This window comes from Streptococcus mitis subsp. hohhotensis (assembly GCF_020089495.2).
GTDB lineage: Bacteria > Bacillota > Bacilli > Lactobacillales > Streptococcaceae > Streptococcus > Streptococcus hohhotensis.
Window position 1 is genome coordinate 73,949 of record NZ_JAIRCA020000004.1, and the last position, 22,132, is coordinate 96,080.

The following is a 22,132-nucleotide window of genomic DNA, read 5'->3' on the forward strand; positions in this document are numbered from 1 at the left end:
TCACGACTTTCTAATAGAATCTTGTGGATAATGCGCACGCGCACCTCCAATTAATTTTGGACGACTAGCCAACGCCGTTACGTGGGCATGACCAATCTCTCTCAAAAGAGGGCGAATCGGAACCTGAACATGCTTGACATGCATGCCAATTGCAGTGTCTCCGATATCCAATCCAGCATGAGCCTTGATAAATTCAATCTCAACTGGATCCTTCATAAACTTGAAGGCTGCCAACTGACCTGAACCTCCTGCATGAAGGGTAGGAAGGACACTGACCATTTCCAGACCAAACTGCTCTGCAACCTGACGTTCAACAACGAGGGCCCGATTGACATGTTCACAACCTTGAACAGCTAGATGAATTCCTTTTTCCTCTAAGATATCTAGGATGGTCTTCACAATGATTTCGCCAATTTCTTGGCTGGATTCCTTGCCAATCTGACCACCTATCACTTCACTAGAAGAAAGGCCCAAAACAAAGATAGATCCTTGCTTCAAATTGGCCTTTTCCAATACATCTTCTACAATCTGGCTTGTTTCTCTTTGAATGTCTTTTTCCTTCATACTTGATACCTCTTTTGTCACTATCTATCATATCGTTTTTTCTACGTTTTAGCAAGATAGACAACCTGAAAATCTTACTCCAACCTGCATAAAACTCCCAGAATTGACTGGGAGTTAGCTAGTTTCTATTCTATTTATGTATATTTCAACTGTCGTCCCTTTTGAGGGAATAGAATCGATCTTCATTTGGTAATCTTCTCCAAAATGAAGTTTGAGTCGTTGATCAACATTTTGAAGACCAACTCCCCCACGTTTGAGTTGACTTTGACTACTATCGCTAGCATCTTGGAAACCAACGCCATCATCCTCAATACGGATGACCAATCCTGAATCCTGTTTCTGAACAGAAACTCTAATATGTCCCTGACCTTCCTTTTCCTTAATGCCATGGTAAAGAGCATTTTCTACCAAGGGTTGTAACACCAACTTGGGCAAGACTAGATGATCAAAGGCAGGATTTTCAGCAATCTCATATTCCAGCTTATCTCCATAACGCTGTTTCTGGATAAAGAGATACTGGCGGACATGATTGATTTCGTCAGACAGGCAAATCAAGTCCTTGCCTTGATTGAGCGCTAAGCGGAAGTAGGTCGCCAAGGACTTGGTCACCTGAACCACTCTCTGACTATCCTGAAATTCAGCCATCCATATGATGGTGTCCAAGGTGTTATAGAGGAAATGCGGATTAATCTGGCTCGATAGGGCTTGAAGTTGGTACTGACGGGTCGTCTCTTCCTGCCTGCGAATATCCGTCATCAGCTGATCAATCTGATCCAACATGGCATTGAACTGACGAGTCACTTCTCTCAGTTCATGGGCACCAGTTTCCTTCGCACGAAGATTCTGATTACCAGAAGCAATCTCCAGCATGGTTTCTCTCAAATCCTTCAAAGGGGCAATCCAACGCTTGAGACTGAACCACACCAAGCAGAGACAGGCAAGAAGAGAGGTGACACTAGCCCCAAGCAAGGTCCACATGAGTTGACTCCTAACCCGATCTAACTTCTCCAGCGAAGACACGCCAAGCACCGTCCAATCAGTTCCTGCTATCTTTTCCTGACTGACGTAGGATTTGTAATCTGGAGTATAACCCTGCCCTGTCTCAATATAGGGTTTCATGGCCTCCATTTCGCTAGCTGAGCTATAAACTGTGTGTTGAGGATGATAAACAAATTCATGGTTTTCATTGATGATAAAAGCAAAGCCCTGCTGCCCCAACTGAAGTTGGTTAAGATAGGCTTCCAGAGTTTCGTAGGAAATATCCAAACGAAGCACGCCAAGATTGGCTCCCTTGGCATCAACAAGTTCCTGAGTTACAGAAATGACCCACTGACTGTCTGATTTACGAGCTGGAGTCAAAACAGGCATGGCTCCCTGATGAATGGCCTTCTGATACCAGTCCTCAGCCATCATATCAGAGGAAGTTTTCATCTGCACACTATCATCTGTAGAAATGACCTGACCTGATTTGGTTACCAAAACCACAGTTTTCAAGTCCTGGTCTGCCTTCAAAATGGTCAAAAATAGATCTCGAATTCCCTTTACTCTGTCTTGACTGGGATTCTCAGTATAGGTTAGGACATCTGCCTGCTGAGTCAAACTAGTCGAGGTGGTTTCTAATTTTTTGATATAGGACTGGATAAAGTGGCTAGTCTGACTGATAGTCGTTTGGTTATTACCTTCAATGGTAGCCTCAATAGCTGATGAACTAGATTGATAGTAGAAAGTTCCAACCAGAGCTAGGAGAATGAGAAAGACCAGAAAGATGGAAATAACCATTCTGACTAGGAGAGAAGAACGCTTCATCAACCTTCCCCCTTCTTAAACTGACGAGGGGTCACACCTGCAATCTGTTTAAAACGTTGGGTAAAGTAGTTCATATCTTCAAAACCAACCTTTTCAGCTATCTCGTAAATCTTCAGATCTGTAGTCAAAAGCAAGAGCTTGGCTTGTTTGACACGTTCTCGCACCAAATAATCCTGAAAAGGCAACCCCAGCTCTTTCTTAATCAAGGAACTCAGATAGGTCGGACTAAAGCCCAAGTCACTGGCTAAAGACTTTAAACTAAACTGGCTATCAGCCAGATGAGACTGGATTTTCTGGGCCATGTTTCCTTCAAACTTATCGGTCAGTAAATCTTGTAACTGCTCTTCTTTCTCTTCCTTGTCTAGTTTTTGCTTTATTTTCCCCAACATTTCCTCAATATCCTGACGAGAAAAGGGCTTGAGCAGGTAGTCATCCACACCGAGTTTGACAGCAGACAAGGCATAATCAAAATCATCGTAGCCTGTCAAAAAAACTAGATGAACCTGAGGATAGGTTTCTCGGACCAGACTGGCTAACTGGATACCATTTAGCTGGGGCATGTTGATATCGGTTAAAATGATATCCGGCACCTGCTTTTGAATCAAGTTCCAAGCCTGCCTTCCATTTTCAGCCTGACCGATGATTTCCATATCATAGGCTGCTACATTGACCAGCTTGGTCAAGCCTTGTCTTACCAGATATTCATCTTCTACAATTAAGATTGTATAGGTCATGCTTCTCTCCTTTGTCACTTACTAGTATCAGTATAGCAAAATTCTCCTCTAACTGCTTAGGAAAGCCCTCTTAATCTACATAATCTAGTAAATAAGCGTAGCCTTTTTCTTCCATTTGGTCTTTAGGAATAAAGCGGATAGAGAGACTATTGATACAGTAGCGTAAGCCACCCTTGTCCTGTGGACCGTCCGTAAAGACATGGCCAAGGTGAGAATCTCCCACTCGACTTCTTACTTCCATGCGCGTCATATTGTAGGACTTATCTTCTTTGTAGGTGACAACATCTGGACTGATTGGTTGGGTGAAACTAGGCCAGCCACAACCAGACTCAAACTTATCCTTTGATGAAAAGAGGGGTTCGCCAGTTGCTACATCCACATAGATACCAGATTCAAATTTATCCCAGTAGCGATTTGAAAAAGCTCGTTCTGTTTTATTTTTCTGGGTAACTGCATACTCCTCAGGTGACAGGGTCTTTTTCAATTCTTCATCACTTGGTTTGGGATATTTGCTGGCATCGATGACGGGGTAGGCCGCCTGATTGACATTGATATGGCAGTAGCCATTTGGATTTTTCTTGAGGTAGTCTTGGTGGTAATCCTCAGCCACCACAAAATTCTTCAAGGGCTCCTTTTCAACTGCCAGAGGTTGGTCATATTTCTTAGCCACCTCATCAAAGACTTGATTGATCACTTCCAAATCCTTGTCATCTGTGTAATAAACACCGGTACGGTACTGGGTCCCCACATCATTTCCTTGTTTATTTTTGCTAGTTGGATTGATAATGCGGAAATAATGAAGCAGGATTTCCTTGAGGGAAATTTGCTTGGCATCATAGGTGACATGTACAGTCTCCGCATGCCCTGTTTGATTGATCAATTCGTACTTGGTTGTTTCCCCTCTACCATTTGCATAGCCTGAAACGGCATCTGTCACTCCAGGTACGCGTGAGAAGTATTCCTCCACTCCCCAGAAACATCCCCCAGCTAGATAAATTTCGTGCAAGTCTGCATCTTTACTAATTTCTGTTTTTTTCACTGTTTTTCCTCCTTGGCTAACTGCGGCTTTCTCAATTTGAGAGCTATCTGTCTGCCCTGCATTTCGCATCAATAGAAAATAGAAACCGGTTATGGCTAGGAAAAAGATCCCTGCCAAGACAAACAATTTTACTTTATCATTCATGACCTTTCTCTACCCCATTTCTTTCAATTCTTTTAAAATCATATCCTTATCCATAAAACCTGGTTGCGTTTTGACCAGCTTGCCTTCCTTGTCTATAAAGGCTTGAGTTGGGTAAGAACGGACACCATAACTTTCCAAAAGTTTGCCTGATGGATCAATTAGAACTGGGAAATTTTTATAATCCAAGCCCTTGTACCAGTTTTTAAAATCAGCTTCTGCTTGTTCCCCCTTGTGTCCAGGAGAGACCACTGTCAAAACTACATAGTCGTCTCCAGCATCCTTAGCAATTTCATCCGTATTCGGAAGACTAGCCAGACAGATAGAACACCAAGACGCCCAGAATTTGAGATAGACTTTCTTGCCCTTGTAATCAGACAAGCGGTAGGTCTTACCATCTACACCCATCAATTCAAAATCAGCGACTGCCTGACCTTTAGTCGCAGTTTGCGCACTGACTTGTTCTGTTTTTGTTTGCTCCTTCATAGTAGATTGGTCTGACATGTTTTTAGCCGAACAGGCTGCCAAACAACAGATTGAGCCTACTCCAAGGAGGCATGTTTGCCATTTTTTCATTTCTTATTCCTTTCTATTCAAATAATGTAGTCAAAATGGAAGCATTTCCCAAAAGCACTAAAGTTCCCATCACAATAATGAGGAAACCACCCACTTTTTTGAGGGTTCCGAGGTAAGGATGGAGTTTTCGAAAATGTTTCAAAACATAGCTGGAGGCTAGAGCTAGAGCCAAAAATGGTAGCGCCAAACCCAGCGTGTAAATCAACATGAGACCAGCTCCCTGCCAAGTACCTGATCCACCTGAAGCCGCCAAGGCCAAAACAGAGCCAAGAACCGGCCCCACACAAGGCGTCCAAGCAAAACTAAAGGTCAACCCCAGTAAAAATGCCTGACTATAGCCCTTACCCTTTTGCCCCTGTCTCTTTAATTGTAGCCTTCTTTCCTTGTAGAGTCCCTTCAAATGTAAGACTTCCATCTGGTGCAAACCTAAAATAATGATAACCGCCCCCGTCACATACTGAAACCAAGAAGCATAAAGCAAATTGCCTAAAAAACCAACTCCATAACCCAGCAAGATAAAAACAAAGGAAATCCCCACTATAAAGGCCAAAGTTCGCAATAGACTAACAAGTGAGATTGAAAATTTGCCACTAGAAGCCTGAGCACCATCTTTGTCATCCAACAAGACCCCTGCATAAACCGGTAACAAGGGTAAAATACAAGGAGAAAAGAAGGAAAGAATTCCAGCAAGAAAAACACTGATAAAAAAGATTATATTATCCATTGCCTTCCTCCATTCTTTGATTTGATAGATCTATTATAGCCCCAAAATTCCAGAAAAAACAGGGACAATGATAGGGAAAAATAGGAATTTAATCAGGTTATACTTCAAAAAAATCAAAAGAAGCATAAATACAAAAGGTAAGCTATCTTACTATTTCAGAGTTCACATCTAGCATAACTAAAAACAGATTCTTCCATCTATCACGAAAAAATCTGTCATTGACTTATTGATTTACAAAAACTACCCCTCAGAGTATCCCTTTATTCCAGCAGTTAATCTGCTTTACTAATCGCTCGAGTCGCTGGGTAAAGGACTTGTTTCCGAAAAACTCCAACCACGGCTTGCGAACCTCGTCTTTGCTGGTTTCTCTGTATTTTTTTAGTTCCAAGAACGCCATCTTGACTAGGATTGGTTATGGTCTTGCAACAGCACCTCAAATTCAGCGACGGTCATTCCCAATTGTTCACTCGCAAATTCGGAAGTTAAAACATGTTGGTGGACTAAGTTTAGAAAGGTAAAGATTTTCCCACGCTCCAGTCCCTGTTCAAGACCACGTTCTAAGCCCTTTTCCTCAGCTTGTTCCAAGGCATAGTCCTGTGCTAACAAGGCTTGTTCTTCACGCATACGTAGTTGACTAAACATTTTCCTGTCCTCCTCGGACCAGCTCTTATAGTCTAGCAGTTGATCTGCTTGGCTGATGGCTCGCTCGGGTTGCTGAGTAAAGGGTTTATTCCCGAAAAACTCTAACCACGGCTTGCGAACCTCGTCTTTGCTGGTTTCTCTGTATTTTTTTAATTCCAAGAACGCCATCTTGACTAGATGGTTTTCTTGACCGTTATTTGTGATGGTTAAGACCTCACCTGTCGTGTCCTCGCGCATGCTAAAGCTATGAAAAGCTTGATCATCATGGAAGTAGTTACTATCTACAATTGCGATAGCGTAAACAGGTGCGATGTGTTTGTAACTTTGATGAGTATTGCCTTCTTGTTGACGAACTTTTTCAAGATTTTGATTGACCTGGCTGCACAAATAAGCCCACAGGCGATTGATGAAAAAATTCTGATGATGCACCTGAATCTCAATAATTACTTGTGTCCCATTGTCCAACTCCGCTAAGACGTCTATACTGGTATAGAAATCCTGCGCCGAGTACGACAGGGTAGGCAAGACATGAATATTGCTTCCCTCCAAAATCGTTACATTTTTTGCAGGTAAATCCAACATATCGCGAATAAATTGGCAAGTGATTTCTGGATTGCTAAAGATTTTCTTAGCAACCAAATCGTTGGTCGGGCTGATGCCCGGATGTCTGAGAATCATCCATTTCCTCCTTCTATTATACCATATTTTTAAATCTAATTTCGCTAGATTCTCTGGCTCTATCTATTTATTCGGAAAAGAAAGGATAAATGAAATAGTAAATAAAAAATAAGAACAGCGGATAAACAATAAATGTTAAGCTTATCTATCCTTCTTACTTATCTGATAATAAATAAGGTCCGCAAGATAGCCTTTTCTATCTACACCATTGGTAATAGTCTTTAGATAGGACATTCCAGCCTTCTCCATGACACGACCTGAAGCTGGATTGAGACTGACATAACGTGCCTTGACTTCTTGAAAACCTGCTTGAGTAAAACAAAAGTCCAAAACAGCTTTCAAGGCCTCTGTCATAATCCCATGTCCCCAGTAAGCCTTGCCTAGCACATAGCCAATTTCACAAGAAGAATCGTTCTCATCTATTGCAACGATACTGATATCTCCTATCACCTGCTCTGACTTTTCTTTGAGACAAATGGCCCATTTGTAATAGTTGGGATTGGTATAGGAGGCAACCCAATTTCGAATCGAGTTTCGAGTGATTTCGACATTAGAATGGGGATCCCAGGTAACATAGGTCAGATTCTCAGCGGATGAAGCCCAATTCTGAAACATGGCTTCTGCATCACTTTCCACAAATCTTCGCAAGATTAAACGATCTGTCTGTAATATTTGCGTACCGATTGCTTTCATGACGCTACCTCGCTTTCTGATAGATGATTCTCTGCCCAACCTCAATTTAAATTTACTTTGCTTTTGAATTTCAATGTAATAAGCTAAAAAGGTCCACCGGACCTTCCTCGCTTTCTTATTTCTAAACTCGGGGTAAAAAGTTCTCTCACTTTCTTATTTCAAGGTGAGAGGCTGAAAACCTCCACTGAAGGTTATTCTTGCTTCCCAGTTTCTAGGCAAGAAGCTAAAAAGGTCCCCCGGACCTTTTTACTCCCAAAAGTTATCGAATACAGTGATGGGTAGGTGGCGTTTGTGTTGGCCTTTGTGCCACCAGTTTTCGATTCTTGCTTGGGCTTCTGGGCTGATTGTTTTGCCTTCTAGGTAGTCGTCAATCTCTTCATAGGTGACTCCGAGGGCTACTTCATCAGCTAGACCTGGTTTATCTTCTTCTAGGTCTGCTGTTGGGATTTTTTCATAAAGTGCTGGGTCTGCACCAAGTTCCTTCAATAGTTGTTTTCCTTGGCGTTTATTGAGGCGGTAAAGAGGGAGAATATCCGCACCACCGTCACCAAACTTGGTAAAAAAGCCTGTGATATTTTCCGCAGCATGGTCTGTCCCAATGACCGCTCCGCTATGGGAACCAGCAAGGGCATACTGAGCAATCATACGGCAACGAGCCTTGATATTGCCCTTGTTAAAGTCTGAAACAGAGCTACCTGTCGCTTCTACTGCAGCTGTCATGGTATCAGCTGATTCCTTGATATTGACGACTAAACTGACATCAGGCTGGATGAAGGCTAGGGCTTTTTGAGCATCTGCTTCATCAGCTTGCACTCCATAAGGCAGGCGGACAGCGATAAATTTGTAGCTATCATCCCCTGTCTCTGCTCGCAGTTCTTCCATGGCCAGTTGAGCCAATCGTCCTGCTAAGGTTGAGTCTTGTCCTCCAGAAATTCCTAGTACAAAAGTTTTTAGGAAGGGATGCTTTCTCAGATATCTTTTTAAAAAATCAATGGAACGACGGATTTCTTCCTGGGCATCAATCACCGGTTTGACACCTAGCTCTTGGATAATCGTTTCTTGCAAACTCATTCTTCTTCTCCTTCACCGAGGGCTTCCTTACGCATTTTGTCAATCAAATCCATCTTGTCTTGCCATACATCACGCGCCAAATCGACTGGATAGTGCTGCGGATTGAGCACGCGCTTGTACTCATCCCAAAGCTTGTCAAATTCCTTACGGGCATAAGCCTGAATCTCAGTTAAGCTAGGCAGGTTGTAAATCAATTTTCCGTCTTTGAAGATATCCACCAAGAGAGGCACGGCATCAAAATTACGAACGGTCTTCTTGATGTAGGTATAAGTCGGATGGAACATCTTGATTTCTGTCATGTCGCTTACATCTACGCCATCATAAGTGATATAATCGCCTTCTGACTTGCCTTTTTCACGACTGGTAATACGCCACACCTGCTTCTTACCTGGCGTAGACACTTTTTCAGCATTATTTGACAGCTTAATCGTATTGCGCATCTGGCCATTTTCATCTTCGATTGCAACAATCTTGTAAACTGCCCCAAGAGCTGGCTGGTCATAAGCTGTAATCAGCTTGGTACCCACGCCCCAGACATCAATCTTGGCCTTTTGCATCTTGAGGTTGAGGATGGTATTTTCGTCCAAATCATTTGAAGCATAAATCTTAGCCTCTGTAAATCCAGCCTCGTCCAGTTGCTGACGGACTTTCTTGGAAATGTAAGCAATATCCCCAGAGTCAATCCGCACACCCATAAAGTTAATCTGGTCACCCAGCTCACGCGCCACCTGAATGGCAGCTGGAACTCCGATGCGAAGGGTGTCATAGGTATCTACAAGAAAGACACAGTTTTTGTGGGTCGCAGCGTAAGCCTTGAAAGCCTCATAGTCATTGCCATAAACCTGTACCAAGGCGTGGGCATGGGTCCCCAAGACAGGAATGTCAAAGAGTTTACCAGCACGCACATTGCTGGTTCCATTGGCGCCACCAATCACCGCTGCGCGTGTTCCCCAGATAGCCGCATCCATCTCTTGAGCCCGACGTGTCCCAAACTCCATCAAGGGTTCATCTTCGATAACCGAACGAATACGAGCTGCCTTAGTCGCCACCAAGGTCTGGTAGTTGACGATGTTCAAAAGGGCCGTTTCGACCAACTGACATTGAGCTAGAGGGCCTTCCACCTGCACAATCGGTTCATTAGCAAAAACCAAATCCCCTTCTTGGGCAGAACGAACGGTCAACTCCAACTTGAAATTGCGGAGATAGTCCAAGAATGCCCCATGATAGCCTAGCGACTCCAAATAGGCAATATCACTATCTGAAAAACGCAGGTCTTCAAGATAACTCACAATTCTTTCCAAACCTGCAAAAACTGCATAGCCGTTCTTAAAAGGCTGTTGGCGGAAATACACCTCAAAGACCGCCTTTTTATTGTGAATTCCTTGGTCAAAGTAAACCTGCATCATGTTGATCTGGTACAAGTCCGTGTGCAATGTCAAACTATCATCTGGATACATACTTTTCCTACTTCCTTAGCTAGAAACCCATGAAAACTTTCAAAAACTTTCATGTATTCCAATAAATTAGTACTATTATATCACATTTTAGCTGGATTGAGAAAAGAGTAACAAGCTATTCTCCACTCTCCAGTTCATCCATATCTTGTTCAAACTTTTTCTGAGCCCATTCACCATAGCTCTTCAGACCAAGATTGCCAATAAAGACCCAGGGAAGGTAAATGACATAAGTAATTGCCCAAGCAGATAGGTATTTAACGTTCAAAGGATTGTGCTGATAAATTTCTATGTTGAATTGATAATTCTGTAACATCAAAAGAGCCGTAATAGCCAAGGTTAAGAAAAAACAACCCAAAATCGTAAAATGAAAACGACTATAGTAGGTTACTCCCAGATAACGAGCACGATTGAAAAAGAAGAAAATTCCTACTATCAGAGTATAGACTAGAAAATTCGGATTAAAAAGAGATGGAGCTAATACAGCCACCAAATAGCTTAGAAGCACAAGCCCAATAAAGAGTGAAAAAGACTCTGCCCCAGCTTTATTGATTAGTTGTTCTTCTCTTTCGTCAAGTAATTGATAATGAATGAATTTAGTTATCATCTTCTTCCTCCCAAACTTGCTGATTTCTGCGATTCAAGTAAAGGATAACTCTATCCATAGAAAAACTCCCAACGAGATAGATGATAACTGCTAGAACCACTTTTAGGGAGTACTTCCAAGTCAATAGATTGACCAGTTCCTCGCGATTGCCAACGATATCAATCAATAAAATCACTATAGAGAATCCCAAAGCAGATAAAATTCTTTCTTTTCCAGTATTCTCAACAATATCTCGAATGTCAATTCCAACATACATGCGGCGAATAATGGCATACAAACCGACTCCAATCAATAAAAGTAATTCTGGTAAATAGGACAAAAGTGTTAAATTGAAAATATAAACTTTGGCAAAAATTTCCAGTGCCAAAAATAGGCAAATTCCCAAGAGAATTTCTCCTGAAATGTTTCCGTCCAATTTTTCCGTACGTTCATCTTTAATCACAAGTTTCTTTCTATTTTTCATCTTCTTCCTCCCAAAATAATTGATCTAAAGTTTTGCCTAAGCATCTGCAAATGGACTGGCAGAGGGAGAGACTAGGATTGTATTTCCCAGCTTCAATCAGACCTATAGTCTGCCTAGTAACACCTACAGCTTCTGCCAAATCCCCTTGTGTTAAATCACGCTCCACCCGAGCTAATTTTAATTTTAAATTTTTAGTCACTAGCGTCCTCCTTCAACATTTTAAAAAGTTGCGCTTCTTTTAAAAAAATTATACCATATATCTAACTCAATGCAATATATAAATGTCATTTTGTAAAATTTTATTAACAAAAAACTCTCTACCATAAAAATAGAGAGTGTTAAGTTTAAATATAGGATTTCAAATATCGACGACATCACTTCTTTTCTTAACCTGATAGGACTTGATTCCCAATTTCTTAACTGCGATTGTATTGTCTTCAATATCGTCTAGAAAGACACAATTTGTAGGATTTAACTGGTATTTATCGAGAATCCCCTTCATACTTATGTCATGCCCCCCTCTTTGCTTTATTCTCCTTACAAATCCTTTTGATAATAATATCTTTGACCAATGTAGGGATAGTCTTGTAAGGTAAAGACTTCCTTGTAGCCATGGCTTTTATAAAAATCTGGAGCCTGAAACTGGTAAGTATTGACAAAAGCAAAACGACAATTTCGATTCTTAGCTTCAGTTTCTGCTTGCTGCAATAGTTTTGAACCGATTCCTTGCCCTCTCAGTTCCTCTTTTACAAATAAATACTCGATTTCTAGCCAATTTCCAAAAGTCTCTGCTATCAAACCTGCCAGGAGATTGCCCTTTTCATCTTCGACATAAAGATTAAGTGGCTCACTTTCAGCCTCTTCTCTTTTGGAACGATTATAAGCACGAATCAGATTCCCAATTTCTTGCGCCTTCTGGGAATCCTCATTTTCCAATTTAAAGTACATCTAAACCTCCTCAAACATTGTTACAGCTTGATTATAGTCCTATTTCAATAGACTGTCAAACTAGAAAACTCACCAACCTGAGTTGATGAGTCCTTAATCTATTTTCTAAATTTCCACTGGCTGTAAATCCCAAAACCGATAATCCAGATAGCTGATCCAATTGCTCCTACAAATGTAGACTCTTGTAAAAAGAGGGTTACAAAGACAAAGGCAAAGAAGAGCATGGTTAAAGGATTTAGGAAACGATAATGGGGCATGAGATAGCCATCTGCCATAAAGTCTGGTGACTTGCGGTATTTGAGGTGAGCCACCATAATCAAGATATAAATGGCAATATAGACACCTGATGATGATGCCGTAATCAAGGCAAAGGCATCCGAAACACCTGGCAAGATATTGATAAAGGCTGCTAGGGCAATCAAAACCGCTGAAGCGATGATGGCATTTTGTGGCACATTATGGCGAGAAAGAGTATCTGCCTTGATAGCTTTTAAGAATGGATTTGGCGAATCATGGGCAATCTGATACAAATGACGACCTGTTGAGTAGAGAGTTGAGTTAAGAGCAGATGCCGCTGATGTCAAAACGACGAAGTTAATCAAGGCTGCCGCCCACTTGATACCGGCTAACTCAAATACTGTAACAAAGGGAGAATCAGCCGATGCAAGTTCACGCCATGGAATGATAGCCATGATGGCTAAGAGGGCACCTCCATAGAAAAATGCGATACGCAAAGGAATTTCCTTAACAGCTTTTGGCAAGACCTGACGTGGATTTTTGGTTTCAGAAGTTGTTACCCCGATAAACTCAATCATGAGGTAAGCAAAGAACACCATCTGGAAGGCCATGACAAAGTTCACTCCACCGTTAGGGAAGAGGGAGAAATTGTCGGCAATATTAGCTAAACTTGCTACTCCATGAGGTGTTTTAAAGCCTGTCAAGACCATAAAGGCTCCTGTTGCAATCATGGCTAAAATAGCCACAATCTTGACCATAGCAAACCAAAACTCAACTTCCCCAAAGAGCTTCACCGCAATCAAATTGACCAAGGCTAGAATGGTCAAAAATCCAATCTCAATCATCCAACTTGGCCAGCTAGGGAACCAGAACTGAACATAGTGAGAGATAGCTGTGATTTCTGCCATACCGATAAAGACAACAGATAACCAGTAAGACCAGACTGAGAAATAGCCCCAGCCCTTACCCAAATGGCGCGTGATAAAGTTGATAAAGGTATGTTGCTCAGGGTCTTGGTAGAGCATTTCCCCAACCGCACGCATCATGAGGAACATAAAAGCCCCAGTAATCATATAAATCAGTACAATGGAAGGACCTGTTAGGCTAATAGAGCGACCTGCTCCCAAAAAGAGTCCTGTTCCGATTGTTCCCGCAATGGCCATAACCTGCACGTGACGATTGGTCAGACCACGCTCCATCTTATTTTTTTTCTTCTTTGAACTCATATCGTCTCCAATTCAATTTAAAATGGAAAAAGGAGTGAGTGAAGCGCATTGCCTCCCCACTCCTTTTTTCTGTTTTTAGGCTGTTTTTTCAACTTTCAAGATTTTTACATCATAACTACCAACAGGTGTTTCAATAGTTGCTGTGTCACCTGTTTTCTTACCAATCAAAGCTTGTCCAATTGGGCTTTCATTTGAAACCTTACCTGCAAAGGCATCCGCACCAGCTGAACCTACGATAATATAAACTTCTTCTTCATCCTCACCAATTTCTTGGATAGTGACTGTTTTACCAATCGCTACTTCGTCTTGGGCAACTGAGTCACTATTGACAATTTCAGCATAACGGATTTTTGTTTCCAAGCTAGAGATTTGTCCTTCAACAAAGGCTTGTTCATCCTTAGCTGCTTCGTATTCACTGTTTTCTGAAAGGTCACCGTATGAACGAGCAATCTTAATACGTTCTACCACTTCTGGACGGCGAACCAATTTCAATTCTTCTAATTCTTTTTCAAGTTTTTCCTTTTCCGCAAGGGTCATAGGATATGTTTTTTCTGCCATTTTTCTCAACTTTCTTCTGATGATATTTTCTAACTAAAATTATGTGAAGCATCACATAATTTTAGTTTGTTTGGTTTAATTTGCTGTTGACATGTTCAGCGACATTACGATCATGCTCCTCCTGAGTAGCAGCATAATAGACCTTACCATCTGTAACATTAGCTACAAAGTATAAGTTATCACTCTTAGTCTGATTAATACTTGCCTCGATGGCATCCAAGCTTGGACTATCTACTGGACCTGGCATCAAACCAGCTTTCGTATAAACATTATACGGTGAATTAATTGTCGTATCAATTCCAGCATCATCAGCAAGACTAATCTTCTGACCAAGTTTTCCTTGGGCATACAAGATGGCAATATTGCTTTGAAGTGGCATACCAAGATTCAAGCGATTGTAGAATACACCTGCAATCAACTTACGGTCTTCCGTCTTAGCACCTTCTTTTTCGACCAGTGAAGCAATAGTCAGCAATTCATTGACCGTCAAATTCTTAGACTTAATAGTACTGTAATGAGGTACTAAAGTCTTGTCCATAGCTGCCAACATCTCATCAATCAAGCTTTCAACAGTTGTGCTTTCCTTGATAGAGTAAGTAGCTGGGAAGAGGAAACCTTCTAAACGATAACGAACGCCACTTTCCTTTGTAGGTAAGCTTTCAAGTAGACTAGGATATTTGGCAACTTCTTGACTAATAAAGTTGTCATCTTGCACTTTAGCTAAGAAAGCTTCCGCTGTCAAAGGCTCTTTGAAGTCACCTTGCAATTGACCTACCGCTTGTGCAATTTGATCAATCGTATAACCTTCTGGAATTGTTAAATTCGCAAGCGCAGGTTCTTGAGCTTCAGCTGTTCCACCTTTTTGCAATTCATGGATGATATCTTCTGTACTCATACTCTTTTGCAAATTGTAATAGCCAGACTTCAAATCTGAATAATTTTTATATTTCGCATAAAAAGCAAAAATCACTCCGTGTTTAATCAAACCAGACTTTTCAAGAGTTGAACCAATTGTTTGAACATTAGCTCCTTCTGGGATTTGCACTGTCACATATTGTTTAGATGAAGCATCCACAGGCTGTAAAGATGACTGAACATACTGATAACCGAAGTAAGCACCTGCTGAAATCAAACCTAGGAAAATGAGTAGAGAAATGAAGAAGGCCTTAAATCCTGATTTTTTCTTCTTGGGTGACTTAACCGTCTCACGACGGCTACGACGTGGAGTTGCAGGCATTTCTTCTACAACTTTCTTTTCCTCTACTGGTTTTGAAGTAGGAACTTCTCTTTTTACCTCTCTCTGAGCTTCTGTCTTATAAGAAACAGCTACCCTCGTTGGGATTTCATTAAATTCCTTTTCTACTTTTCTAGGACTAACAGGTCCTGGAGTTGGTCTTGATACTCCCTCCGCTGATGGAGTAGAAGGTCCTTCTTGACTCGGATGACTAGGAGCAAGTGGAGCTTGTCTTACAGCCTCTTCTGCGGGAGAAGAAGGCACATCTTGACTTGGATGACTTGGAACACCAGGAGTTTCTCTTTGAATCTCATCTGCTGGAGAAGCTGGTACATCTTGACTTGGGTGAGTAGGCACGGTAGGAGCTTTTCTCATAATCTCCTCTACAGCTGACAGAGAATCTTCCATTAGCTCTTCTATCGACTGGTCATTTTTAGAAGAAAATTGGGGTTTTATTGAAGCTAAATCAACTTCCTCCTGATCTTCTTCATGTTTTTTAACTCGTTCTAAATCTCGTAAAATCTGCTCTTTAAAGCTTAATTTTTCTTCTTCTCTTGACTTTTCACTCAAAAGTTTTTCCTCCTCGTTGACAATCCATAATATTATATCTTAAAAGTCTAGGAAAAGCAACCTATGATGCCTTGTCTTGCCTATTTTTTAGCTTGCCAGACCATATCATACCAAGTTTCCCCTGCAAAGGTTGACTGGGACAAGCCTTCGTTGACAAATCCGTGTTTTTCATAGTAGGCGATGAGATAGTCATGACAGGTTAGGTTAATGCCTTCTCTCTTATCCTCAAGAGCAACTTCTTTCAGGGCTGTCAGCAATTTCTTACCCAGTCCTATCCCCTGTGCCTCCTTGGCAATAGAAAGACAGGTCACAGAGATATAGCCACCAGACTCATAACTATAATCTTCTATCTCTTCTGTAAAAGACTGATCTTGCAGATGGCGGTGTGGTCCAACTGGCCCTTCTATATACCCCATGATTCTGCCTTCTTTTTCTGCAACCAGAAACGAGGTCTGAATTTCTCGCAAATGTGCCTCAAAAACAGAGTGAGGAATGGCTTCTTCAACCGAGAAATTCTCTAGTTCAATCTCAACGATACGATCCAAATCTTCTAATTTTGCTTGTCTGATTTTCATTGTACCTCCAGATAAAAGGGATTAAACCAAATCATACTATAGCCCTGGCTAGTTACATAAAGGGAGGTTTCTTCATCAATAAAACCGTTCATTTCAAAATAGGAAAGCAGCTCATCAGGACTCTCCAAACGAATCCCCTTGTAATCCAGCTCAACTGCCACCTCTTTCAAGGCTGCAAGAAGAAGTGTTCCCAAGCCCTGTCTCTGATGGTCAGCCTCAATGACTAAAGAATGTACTTTTAGACATTGCGGATTGTCTGACTGGGGACTTGATAGAATATAGCCTAACAGTTGATTTTCATCCCTAGCTAGAAGAAAGGTATCCGCACACTTACGGATACTTTCTTCTAAAATATGGAAAGTCAGCTGCTTTTCAGCTGGAAAAGATGAAGCCTGAAGTTCCTCTATCTCAGCCAAATCAGACTTACTTGCCTGAATGATTTTAATTGGAATTTCCATGGGAACATCCTATTGAACATTGCTTGTCAAGTTAGACAAGAGACGCTCAAATGAGTATTCATAGGTTTGGATATCTCCTGCTCCCATAAAGACATAGACAGCATTGTCATGGTCTAGGAGTGGAGAAACATTTTCAACAGTAATCACTTGGTGTTTTTTGTTGATTTTTTGGGCTAGGTCTTCTACCTTAACATCACCATGATCTACTTCACGAGCTGACCCATAAATTTGCGCTAGGTAAACAGCATCCGCTTGGTTCAAAGCGTGAGCAAATTCATCCAACAAGGCAATGGTTCTTGTAAAGGTATGCGGTTGGAAGACTGCTACAATTTCCTTGCTTGGGTATTTCTGACGAGCCGCATCCAAGGTCGCAATAATTTCTGTGGGATGATGAGCAAAGTCATCGATAATCACTGTGTCATTGACAATTTTCTCAGTGAAACGACGCTTAACACCGGCAAATGTTTTCAAGTGTTCACGCACCAAGTTCAAATCAAATCCTGCTGTGTAAAGCAATCCGATAACGGCTGTCGCATTCATGATATTGTGACGACCAAAGGTTGGAATGTGGAATTGACCCAATTCTTGTCCACGGAAGTGAACTGTGAAGGTTGAACCAGTTGTTGAACGAAGAAGATCGCTAGCTACAAAGTCATTGCCTTCAGCTTCAAAACCATAATAATAAATTGGTGCATCAGACGTAATTTTACGCAATTCTGCATCTTCACCATAGACAAAAAGACCCTTGGTAATTTGTTTGGCATAGTCGTTAAAGGCATTGAAAACATCCTCGAGACTTGTGAAATAGTCTGGATGGTCAAAATCAATGTTGGTGATAATAGAGTATTCTGGGTGGTAAGGCATAAAGTGGCGTTCATATTCGTCAGATTCAAAGACAAAATATTTGGCATTGGCCGAACCACGACCTGTCCCATCCCCAATCAAAAAGCTAGTGTCTGTGATGTGAGACAAGACATGAGACAACATACCTGTCGTTGAAGTTTTTCCATGCGCTCCAGCTACTCCCATGCTAACAAAGTCACGCATAAAGCTACCTAGAAATTCATGGTAACGTTTGTAGCTGATACCATTTTGGTCTGCATAGGCAATTTCGACATTGTTATCTGGACGAAAGGCATTTCCAGCGATAATTTCCATATCACCGTCTAGGTTCTTTTCATCAAAAGGAAGAATAGTAATTCCTGCCTGCTCAAGACCCCGTTGGGTAAAGTAGTACTTTTCAACATCTGATCCCTGAACCTTGTGCCCCATTTGGTGCAACATCAAGGCCAAGGCACTCATCCCTGATCCCTTAATTCCGATAAAATGATATGTCTTTGGCATGTTTTCTCCCCTATTCTGTAATTCTGGTCAGATTTAACTCTTGGGCAACCCGACGTTCTTGTTCTGTTTGTTTACTTTTTTTATTGTAGATTTGGCTCTTCTTTAGAAAATCATAGTTGTTTTTCTTTGGAGCAGGTGCTGACACTTCTTCATTCTTGGTAGGGATAGAATGAACTTCTTCCGCCAAGATATAATGAGACTGGGTCAATTTTTGGCTATATTTGACAAATTCACCAGGATTTTCCTTTTGGAAAGGAGCTGTCGGTTGGTTGCCCTGTCTAAGAAGGCCTGATTCAGAATGACGTCTCGCACGGCTGAAATCCTGAGTTAGGTAGTTAGCAGAGCGTTTCTTTTTCAAGTCTGCACGCGCTTCTTCACGCGCCACCTCCGCATAGCTCTTTCCTTCTTTTTTAACCCCTAAAGGAGCTTTTTTAGGTTTCTCGACTTGCTTTTCAATCGGTTTTACTGGCGCCTCTTCAGTAATAGGAGCCCATTCTAAATAATTTTTATCTCGATACTCACCCTTGATATTACTGATCAGATCAGACTCATCGTACAAGTTCATGACTGGCATTTCAGTCAGCATGACCTCGTCATCTGACACCAATGGAAATCGTTCTTGTTTCATTTTCTATTTCCTTTCAACACTTCATTATAGCGTATTGTCTTGATTTTTCAAGTGCTGGCTTCAGAAATTCCCAAAATTTCTCTAATTTCTGCTAGGGTCAGACTGCCACGTGACTCTGTGCCATCCAATACTTGTGACACCAGATGTTTCTTCTGTTCTTGGAGTTCCTGGATTTTTTCTTCAATGGTTCCCTTGGTTACCAAGCGATAGACCTCAACCGTTTCTTCCTGACCCATCCGATGGGCACGGCCAATGGCTTGCGCTTCCACCGCTGGATTCCACCAAAGGTCAACCAAGATAACGGTATCAGCACCTGTCAGGTTCAGACCGACACCACCAGCCTTGAGGGAAATCAGAAAGGCATCTCTTTCCCCTTGGTTAAAGGCCTTGGTCATGTCTTGTCTTTCCTTGGCTGGGGTTGAACCCGTAATTTTAAAGGAAGTCAAGCCCAAGTCTGGCAATTCTTGTTCAATTTTCTCCAACATTCCCTTGAACTGCGAGAAAATCAAGACACGATGTCCACCGTCTGCCACCTGTAGCAGCAGGTCTCGGAGACTATCCAGTTTGCCACTGGCTCCCTGATAATCTTCCATAAAGAGGGCAGGAGTGTCACAGATTTGGCGCAAGCGCATCAGACCAGACAAGATTTCCACACGACTTCGCTGAAATTCCTGATCTGAAACTTTAGCTAGACGGTCTCGCATCTGTTGCAACTGGGCTAGGTAGATAGCCTTTTGCTGGTCTTCCAGTTCATTCTTATAAACCACTTCGATTAAGTCTGGTAATTCAGTCAGCACTTCTTCTTTCTTGCGCCTCATAACAAAAGGCTTGATAAACTGAGCCACTCGCTCTGCTGGTAATTTCATAAATTCTTTCTTGCTTGGCAAAAGTCCTGGCATGACGATTTGAAAAATAGACCACAACTCACCCAGATGATTTTCAATAGGAGTCCCTGACAAGGCAAAGACTGACGGCACCACAAATTGTCTCAAGGTCTGGGCAATCTTGGTCTGGGCATTTTTCATAACCTGAGCTTCATCTAAGAAAAGGAAGTCAAAGGCCATCCCCTGATAAAGCTCACTGTCCTGACGGAAGATAGCATAGCTCGTCACATAGATTTGATGGCTCTCAGCAAGAATCTCTTCACGACTAGCTTTCAAACCATGAACAACAGCTACATCCAACTGTGGGGCAAATTTCTGAAACTCATCTGCCCAGTTATAGATTAAACCTGACGGAGCTAAAATCAAGACCCGACTTTCTTTTGTCACTTGACTGGTCAAAAAAGCAATGGTCTGCAGGGTTTTACCCAATCCCACATCATCAGCCAAAATTCCACCAAAACCATAATGATGGAGCATTTGCAGCCAGCCGATTCCCTTTTCCTGATAATCTCGCAAGTCAGCCTGAACTTGAGTTGTTTGTCGAGGAAAGTCCTCTGGATGCGTCAAATCGTGAGCCAGATTCTGGAATTCCTGTGAAAAAGAAACACGGTCACGTCCTTCAAAGAGATGGGCTAAACTATAGGCCAAGGATTTTCGAGCCTGCAAGGTCCCATCTTTTAATTCAAACTGTCCTAGTTCCTGTAGATTTTGGCGAATTTTCTTGGTTTCGTCATCGAAAAAGTAGACTTGATTGGACGAATCAATGTAAAAATCTTGGTTGGCAACCAAGGCCTGCATGGCTTGGTCAATTTCCTCTTGGGCAATATCTTGAAAATCAAACTGGATTTCCAAGAGACCTCCCTTAGAAGCAATCTGCACTTGAGGACTCGCTAGGCTATAAAGTTCTTCTAGCTTGTCTGATAGGTCAACATGCCCGAGTTTTTCAAATATTGGAATGATTTCATGGAAGAAATGATAGACAGACTCCGCTTTTAAGGCCTGACGCCAAGATTGAAAATCTGCTTCAAAGCCCGCAGCCAGACAAACTTGGAAAATTTTTTCTTCTAAGTTAGCATCACTCGAAAATGGCAATTCTTCCAGCTCTTGTCGGCTAGAGACCTGGTTGTCTCCATAATCAAACTGAATTTCTAGACGAATCCGGTTATCCTCTTCCCTGTCAAAGTAAAAATAGGGAGCAAAAGTTTTGATTTGTAAGCGTTCTGGAGCTGAAATAGTGCCCATCTGACTAAAAAAAGTTAAACAAGAAGCCAATTTATCGCGGTCACTGCTATCAAATTGCAGATATTTCTTTCCATGTTGATCCACAGATAGCGCTTTGATTTCCTTGAGAAGACGCATCTGCTGGTCTGTTAGAAAATAAACCTGTCCTTTATGGAATAGCACAGCTCCCTGATAAAAGACATTGACCCTAGGACTCTCACTGATTTCCATTTCAAAATAATCCGAGTATTCTGTTACTGTAAAGGCAAATAGATTGGCATCAGCATGCATATCCTGAAAAAGTAGAGTCTGGTAGCTATCCACTTGATGGTCAAATTGAAAATGCGGCAAGGTCATCAGTAAATTCACACCCTGCTCAAAAAAGGTCAGAGGGAAAAAGAGGTGCCGACCTTGGTTTTGGAAAAAGAGGTCTGGAGCCTGTCCTTCCTCCATCAGTCCTCGCAAGAAAGTCAGAAGTTCTTGACTGGCCTCATCAAAGGCTTCCCAAGAAAGAGACTCCTCATAAATCTTGCCAATCATATAAGACTTTCTCTGCTCGACAATTCTTAAAAAGAGTGGAATATCCCGAATGACGTAGTATTTTTGGCTATTGATTTGGCCGATTCTCAGGGTCCACAAGATATGATTGGTTCCTGCTTCCACTTGCCCCACAGCCGATAATTCATAGGCACGTTCTAATTTTGGAGACAAGATTCGGTCCAAAAATTTGCCACCCAAGGTCACCTTGGTTTCAACGGCTTCTTTTTCTTCATGACCTTCTTCCAGACCCTGCAAGATTTCTTGGCCACGCTCATCATTTTTCAGAAAATGCTCCAGCGCTGCTAAATGCACACAGTAGCCCCTCTTTTGGAAAAATTCACAGGCACAAAAAACCAAATCATCCTCTAAACTATAGCGCAGTTCTTCTTCTGCAACGCGAGCGTAGAGCCGATTGTTCTTTTCCTTGATAATGTCAACCTTACCAGTTTCATAAAGGGCAACGCCTTCGATACGGACTTTCCCCGGAATCAATTTAGCCATATTTTTACCTTTACCT

General features: G+C 41.8%; 23 protein-coding genes and 1 pseudogene. All 24 read right to left on the reverse strand.

All coding sequences use genetic code 11. The features are described 5' to 3' along the window. Complete coding sequence (locus tag K4Z77_RS02825; RefSeq protein ID WP_224218369.1) at positions 1 to 564, reverse strand: TIGR01440 family protein; 564 nt, start codon at positions 562 to 564, stop codon at positions 1 to 3. Between the two features lie 114 nt (positions 565 to 678). Beyond that, a complete protein-coding gene (locus K4Z77_RS02830) occupies positions 679 to 2,370 on the reverse strand; it encodes a cache domain-containing sensor histidine kinase (RefSeq protein WP_224218370.1) in 1,692 nt (563 codons plus the stop codon). Continuing rightward, positions 2,370 to 3,104 (reverse strand): response regulator transcription factor, encoded by a 735-nt coding sequence (locus tag K4Z77_RS02835; protein WP_224218371.1) that lies wholly within the window; start codon positions 3,102 to 3,104, stop codon positions 2,370 to 2,372. Before K4Z77_RS02835 ends, K4Z77_RS02830 begins: the two co-directional genes overlap by 1 nt. Positions 3,105 to 3,174: 70 nt before the next feature. After that, entirely contained in the window at positions 3,175 to 4,287 is a 1,113-nt protein-coding gene (gene msrB, locus K4Z77_RS02840) for a peptide-methionine (R)-S-oxide reductase MsrB (RefSeq protein WP_224218372.1), read from the reverse strand. A 9-nt stretch (positions 4,288 to 4,296) separates the two neighbouring features. After that, positions 4,297 to 4,860: a redoxin family protein gene (locus tag K4Z77_RS02845; protein ID WP_224218373.1), complete on the reverse strand. Its 564-nt coding sequence runs from the start codon at positions 4,858 to 4,860 to the stop codon at positions 4,297 to 4,299. 13 nt (positions 4,861 to 4,873) lie between these two features. Beyond that, entirely contained in the window at positions 4,874 to 5,584 is a 711-nt protein-coding gene (gene ccdA2 / locus K4Z77_RS02850) for a thiol-disulfide oxidoreductase-associated membrane protein CcdA2 (protein ID WP_224218374.1), read from the reverse strand. A gap of 277 nt (positions 5,585 to 5,861) precedes the next feature. After that, positions 5,862 to 5,990 (reverse strand): annotated as a pseudogene (locus K4Z77_RS09775) (Rpn family recombination-promoting nuclease/putative transposase); the annotation flags it as partial. Beyond that, positions 5,987 to 6,904: an Rpn family recombination-promoting nuclease/putative transposase gene (locus K4Z77_RS02855; RefSeq protein ID WP_224218375.1), complete on the reverse strand. Its 918-nt coding sequence runs from the start codon at positions 6,902 to 6,904 to the stop codon at positions 5,987 to 5,989. The pseudogene K4Z77_RS09775 and the gene K4Z77_RS02855, both read right to left, overlap by 4 nt. A 141-nt stretch (positions 6,905 to 7,045) precedes the next feature. Continuing rightward, a complete protein-coding gene (locus tag K4Z77_RS02860; RefSeq protein ID WP_224218376.1) occupies positions 7,046 to 7,597 on the reverse strand; it encodes a GNAT family N-acetyltransferase in 552 nt (183 codons plus the stop codon). 246 nt (positions 7,598 to 7,843) lie between these two features. Further along, positions 7,844 to 8,668, reverse strand: a complete 825-nt coding sequence (nadE, locus tag K4Z77_RS02865; RefSeq protein WP_219966843.1) for an NAD(+) synthase — start codon at positions 8,666 to 8,668, stop codon at positions 7,844 to 7,846. Further along, positions 8,665 to 10,125: a nicotinate phosphoribosyltransferase gene (locus K4Z77_RS02870; RefSeq protein ID WP_061654019.1), complete on the reverse strand. Its 1,461-nt coding sequence runs from the start codon at positions 10,123 to 10,125 to the stop codon at positions 8,665 to 8,667. The genes nadE and K4Z77_RS02870 overlap by 4 nt, the downstream gene beginning before the upstream one ends. Positions 10,126 to 10,240: 115 nt before the next feature. Further along, complete coding sequence (locus K4Z77_RS02875; protein WP_224218377.1) at positions 10,241 to 10,729, reverse strand: DUF6773 family protein; 489 nt, start codon at positions 10,727 to 10,729, stop codon at positions 10,241 to 10,243. Beyond that, entirely contained in the window at positions 10,719 to 11,192 is a 474-nt protein-coding gene (locus K4Z77_RS02880) for a DUF6773 family protein (RefSeq protein ID WP_224218378.1), read from the reverse strand. The genes K4Z77_RS02875 and K4Z77_RS02880 overlap by 11 nt, the downstream gene beginning before the upstream one ends. After that, positions 11,182 to 11,391: a helix-turn-helix transcriptional regulator gene (locus K4Z77_RS02885; RefSeq protein ID WP_000164725.1), complete on the reverse strand. Its 210-nt coding sequence runs from the start codon at positions 11,389 to 11,391 to the stop codon at positions 11,182 to 11,184. Before K4Z77_RS02885 ends, K4Z77_RS02880 begins: the two co-directional genes overlap by 11 nt. A gap of 159 nt (positions 11,392 to 11,550) precedes the next feature. Continuing rightward, positions 11,551 to 11,694 carry a hypothetical protein gene (locus K4Z77_RS02890; RefSeq protein ID WP_224218379.1) on the reverse strand — a complete coding sequence of 48 codons (144 nt, stop codon included), beginning with the start codon at positions 11,692 to 11,694 and terminating at the stop codon, positions 11,551 to 11,553. Between the two features lie 35 nt (positions 11,695 to 11,729). Beyond that, positions 11,730 to 12,140 carry a GNAT family N-acetyltransferase gene (locus K4Z77_RS02895; RefSeq protein ID WP_224218380.1) on the reverse strand — a complete coding sequence of 137 codons (411 nt, stop codon included), beginning with the start codon at positions 12,138 to 12,140 and terminating at the stop codon, positions 11,730 to 11,732. Between the two features lie 98 nt (positions 12,141 to 12,238). Next, entirely contained in the window at positions 12,239 to 13,603 is a 1,365-nt protein-coding gene (locus K4Z77_RS02900; protein WP_224218381.1) for an amino acid permease, read from the reverse strand. Between the two features lie 75 nt (positions 13,604 to 13,678). Further along, positions 13,679 to 14,161, reverse strand: coding sequence for a transcription elongation factor GreA (greA, locus tag K4Z77_RS02905; protein WP_000818750.1), 483 nt, complete (start codon positions 14,159 to 14,161; stop codon positions 13,679 to 13,681). Positions 14,162 to 14,222: 61 nt separating this feature from the next. Beyond that, positions 14,223 to 15,965, reverse strand: coding sequence for an endolytic transglycosylase MltG (gene mltG, locus K4Z77_RS02910; protein ID WP_224218382.1), 1,743 nt, complete (start codon positions 15,963 to 15,965; stop codon positions 14,223 to 14,225). A gap of 80 nt (positions 15,966 to 16,045) precedes the next feature. Next, positions 16,046 to 16,540 (reverse strand): GNAT family N-acetyltransferase, encoded by a 495-nt coding sequence (locus tag K4Z77_RS02915; protein ID WP_224218383.1) that lies wholly within the window; start codon positions 16,538 to 16,540, stop codon positions 16,046 to 16,048. Beyond that, entirely contained in the window at positions 16,537 to 16,998 is a 462-nt protein-coding gene (locus K4Z77_RS02920) for a GNAT family N-acetyltransferase (RefSeq protein ID WP_153192126.1), read from the reverse strand. The genes K4Z77_RS02915 and K4Z77_RS02920 overlap by 4 nt, the downstream gene beginning before the upstream one ends. 9 nt (positions 16,999 to 17,007) lie before the next feature. Continuing rightward, positions 17,008 to 18,342, reverse strand: coding sequence for a UDP-N-acetylmuramate--L-alanine ligase (murC, locus tag K4Z77_RS02925; RefSeq protein WP_153192127.1), 1,335 nt, complete (start codon positions 18,340 to 18,342; stop codon positions 17,008 to 17,010). A 10-nt stretch (positions 18,343 to 18,352) separates the two neighbouring features. After that, positions 18,353 to 18,970, reverse strand: coding sequence for a divisome accessory protein ZapJ (gene zapJ / locus K4Z77_RS02930; RefSeq protein WP_224218384.1), 618 nt, complete (start codon positions 18,968 to 18,970; stop codon positions 18,353 to 18,355). Positions 18,971 to 19,017: 47 nt separating this feature from the next. Continuing rightward, positions 19,018 to 22,116 carry a pilus expression-regulating Snf2 family helicase gene (locus K4Z77_RS02935; protein WP_224218385.1) on the reverse strand — a complete coding sequence of 1,033 codons (3,099 nt, stop codon included), beginning with the start codon at positions 22,114 to 22,116 and terminating at the stop codon, positions 19,018 to 19,020. Positions 22,117 to 22,132 lie beyond the last annotated feature (16 nt).

What these genes read in the sequence shown, in the direction of transcription:
- K4Z77_RS02825 (WP_224218369.1), bottom strand. Translation starts at nt 564, where the DNA reads ATGAAGGAAAAAGACATTCAAAGAGAAACAAGCCAGATTGTAGAAGAT.
- K4Z77_RS02830 (WP_224218370.1), bottom strand. Translation starts at nt 2,370, where the DNA reads ATGAAGCGTTCTTCTCTCCTAGTCAGAATGGTTATTTCCATCTTTCTG.
- K4Z77_RS02835 (WP_224218371.1), bottom strand. Translation starts at nt 3,104, where the DNA reads ATGACCTATACAATCTTAATTGTAGAAGATGAATATCTGGTAAGACAA.
- msrB (WP_224218372.1), bottom strand. Translation starts at nt 4,287, where the DNA reads ATGAATGATAAAGTAAAATTGTTTGTCTTGGCAGGGATCTTTTTCCTA.
- K4Z77_RS02845 (WP_224218373.1), bottom strand. Translation starts at nt 4,860, where the DNA reads ATGAAAAAATGGCAAACATGCCTCCTTGGAGTAGGCTCAATCTGTTGT.
- ccdA2 (WP_224218374.1), bottom strand. Translation starts at nt 5,584, where the DNA reads ATGGATAATATAATCTTTTTTATCAGTGTTTTTCTTGCTGGAATTCTT.
- K4Z77_RS02855 (WP_224218375.1), bottom strand. Translation starts at nt 6,904, where the DNA reads ATGATTCTCAGACATCCGGGCATCAGCCCGACCAACGATTTGGTTGCT.
- K4Z77_RS02860 (WP_224218376.1), bottom strand. Translation starts at nt 7,597, where the DNA reads ATGAAAGCAATCGGTACGCAAATATTACAGACAGATCGTTTAATCTTG.
- nadE (WP_219966843.1), bottom strand. Translation starts at nt 8,668, where the DNA reads ATGAGTTTGCAAGAAACGATTATCCAAGAGCTAGGTGTCAAACCGGTG.
- K4Z77_RS02870 (WP_061654019.1), bottom strand. Translation starts at nt 10,125, where the DNA reads ATGTATCCAGATGATAGTTTGACATTGCACACGGACTTGTACCAGATC.
- K4Z77_RS02875 (WP_224218377.1), bottom strand. Translation starts at nt 10,729, where the DNA reads ATGATAACTAAATTCATTCATTATCAATTACTTGACGAAAGAGAAGAA.
- K4Z77_RS02880 (WP_224218378.1), bottom strand. Translation starts at nt 11,192, where the DNA reads ATGAAAAATAGAAAGAAACTTGTGATTAAAGATGAACGTACGGAAAAA.
- K4Z77_RS02890 (WP_224218379.1), bottom strand. Translation starts at nt 11,694, where the DNA reads ATGAAGGGGATTCTCGATAAATACCAGTTAAATCCTACAAATTGTGTC.
- K4Z77_RS02895 (WP_224218380.1), bottom strand. Translation starts at nt 12,140, where the DNA reads ATGTACTTTAAATTGGAAAATGAGGATTCCCAGAAGGCGCAAGAAATT.
- K4Z77_RS02900 (WP_224218381.1), bottom strand. Translation starts at nt 13,603, where the DNA reads ATGAGTTCAAAGAAGAAAAAAAATAAGATGGAGCGTGGTCTGACCAAT.
- greA (WP_000818750.1), bottom strand. Translation starts at nt 14,161, where the DNA reads ATGGCAGAAAAAACATATCCTATGACCCTTGCGGAAAAGGAAAAACTT.
- K4Z77_RS02915 (WP_224218383.1), bottom strand. Translation starts at nt 16,540, where the DNA reads ATGAAAATCAGACAAGCAAAATTAGAAGATTTGGATCGTATCGTTGAG.
- K4Z77_RS02920 (WP_153192126.1), bottom strand. Translation starts at nt 16,998, where the DNA reads ATGGAAATTCCAATTAAAATCATTCAGGCAAGTAAGTCTGATTTGGCT.
- murC (WP_153192127.1), bottom strand. Translation starts at nt 18,342, where the DNA reads ATGCCAAAGACATATCATTTTATCGGAATTAAGGGATCAGGGATGAGT.
- zapJ (WP_224218384.1), bottom strand. Translation starts at nt 18,970, where the DNA reads ATGAAACAAGAACGATTTCCATTGGTGTCAGATGACGAGGTCATGCTG.
- K4Z77_RS02935 (WP_224218385.1), bottom strand. Translation starts at nt 22,116, where the DNA reads ATGGCTAAATTGATTCCGGGGAAAGTCCGTATCGAAGGCGTTGCCCTT.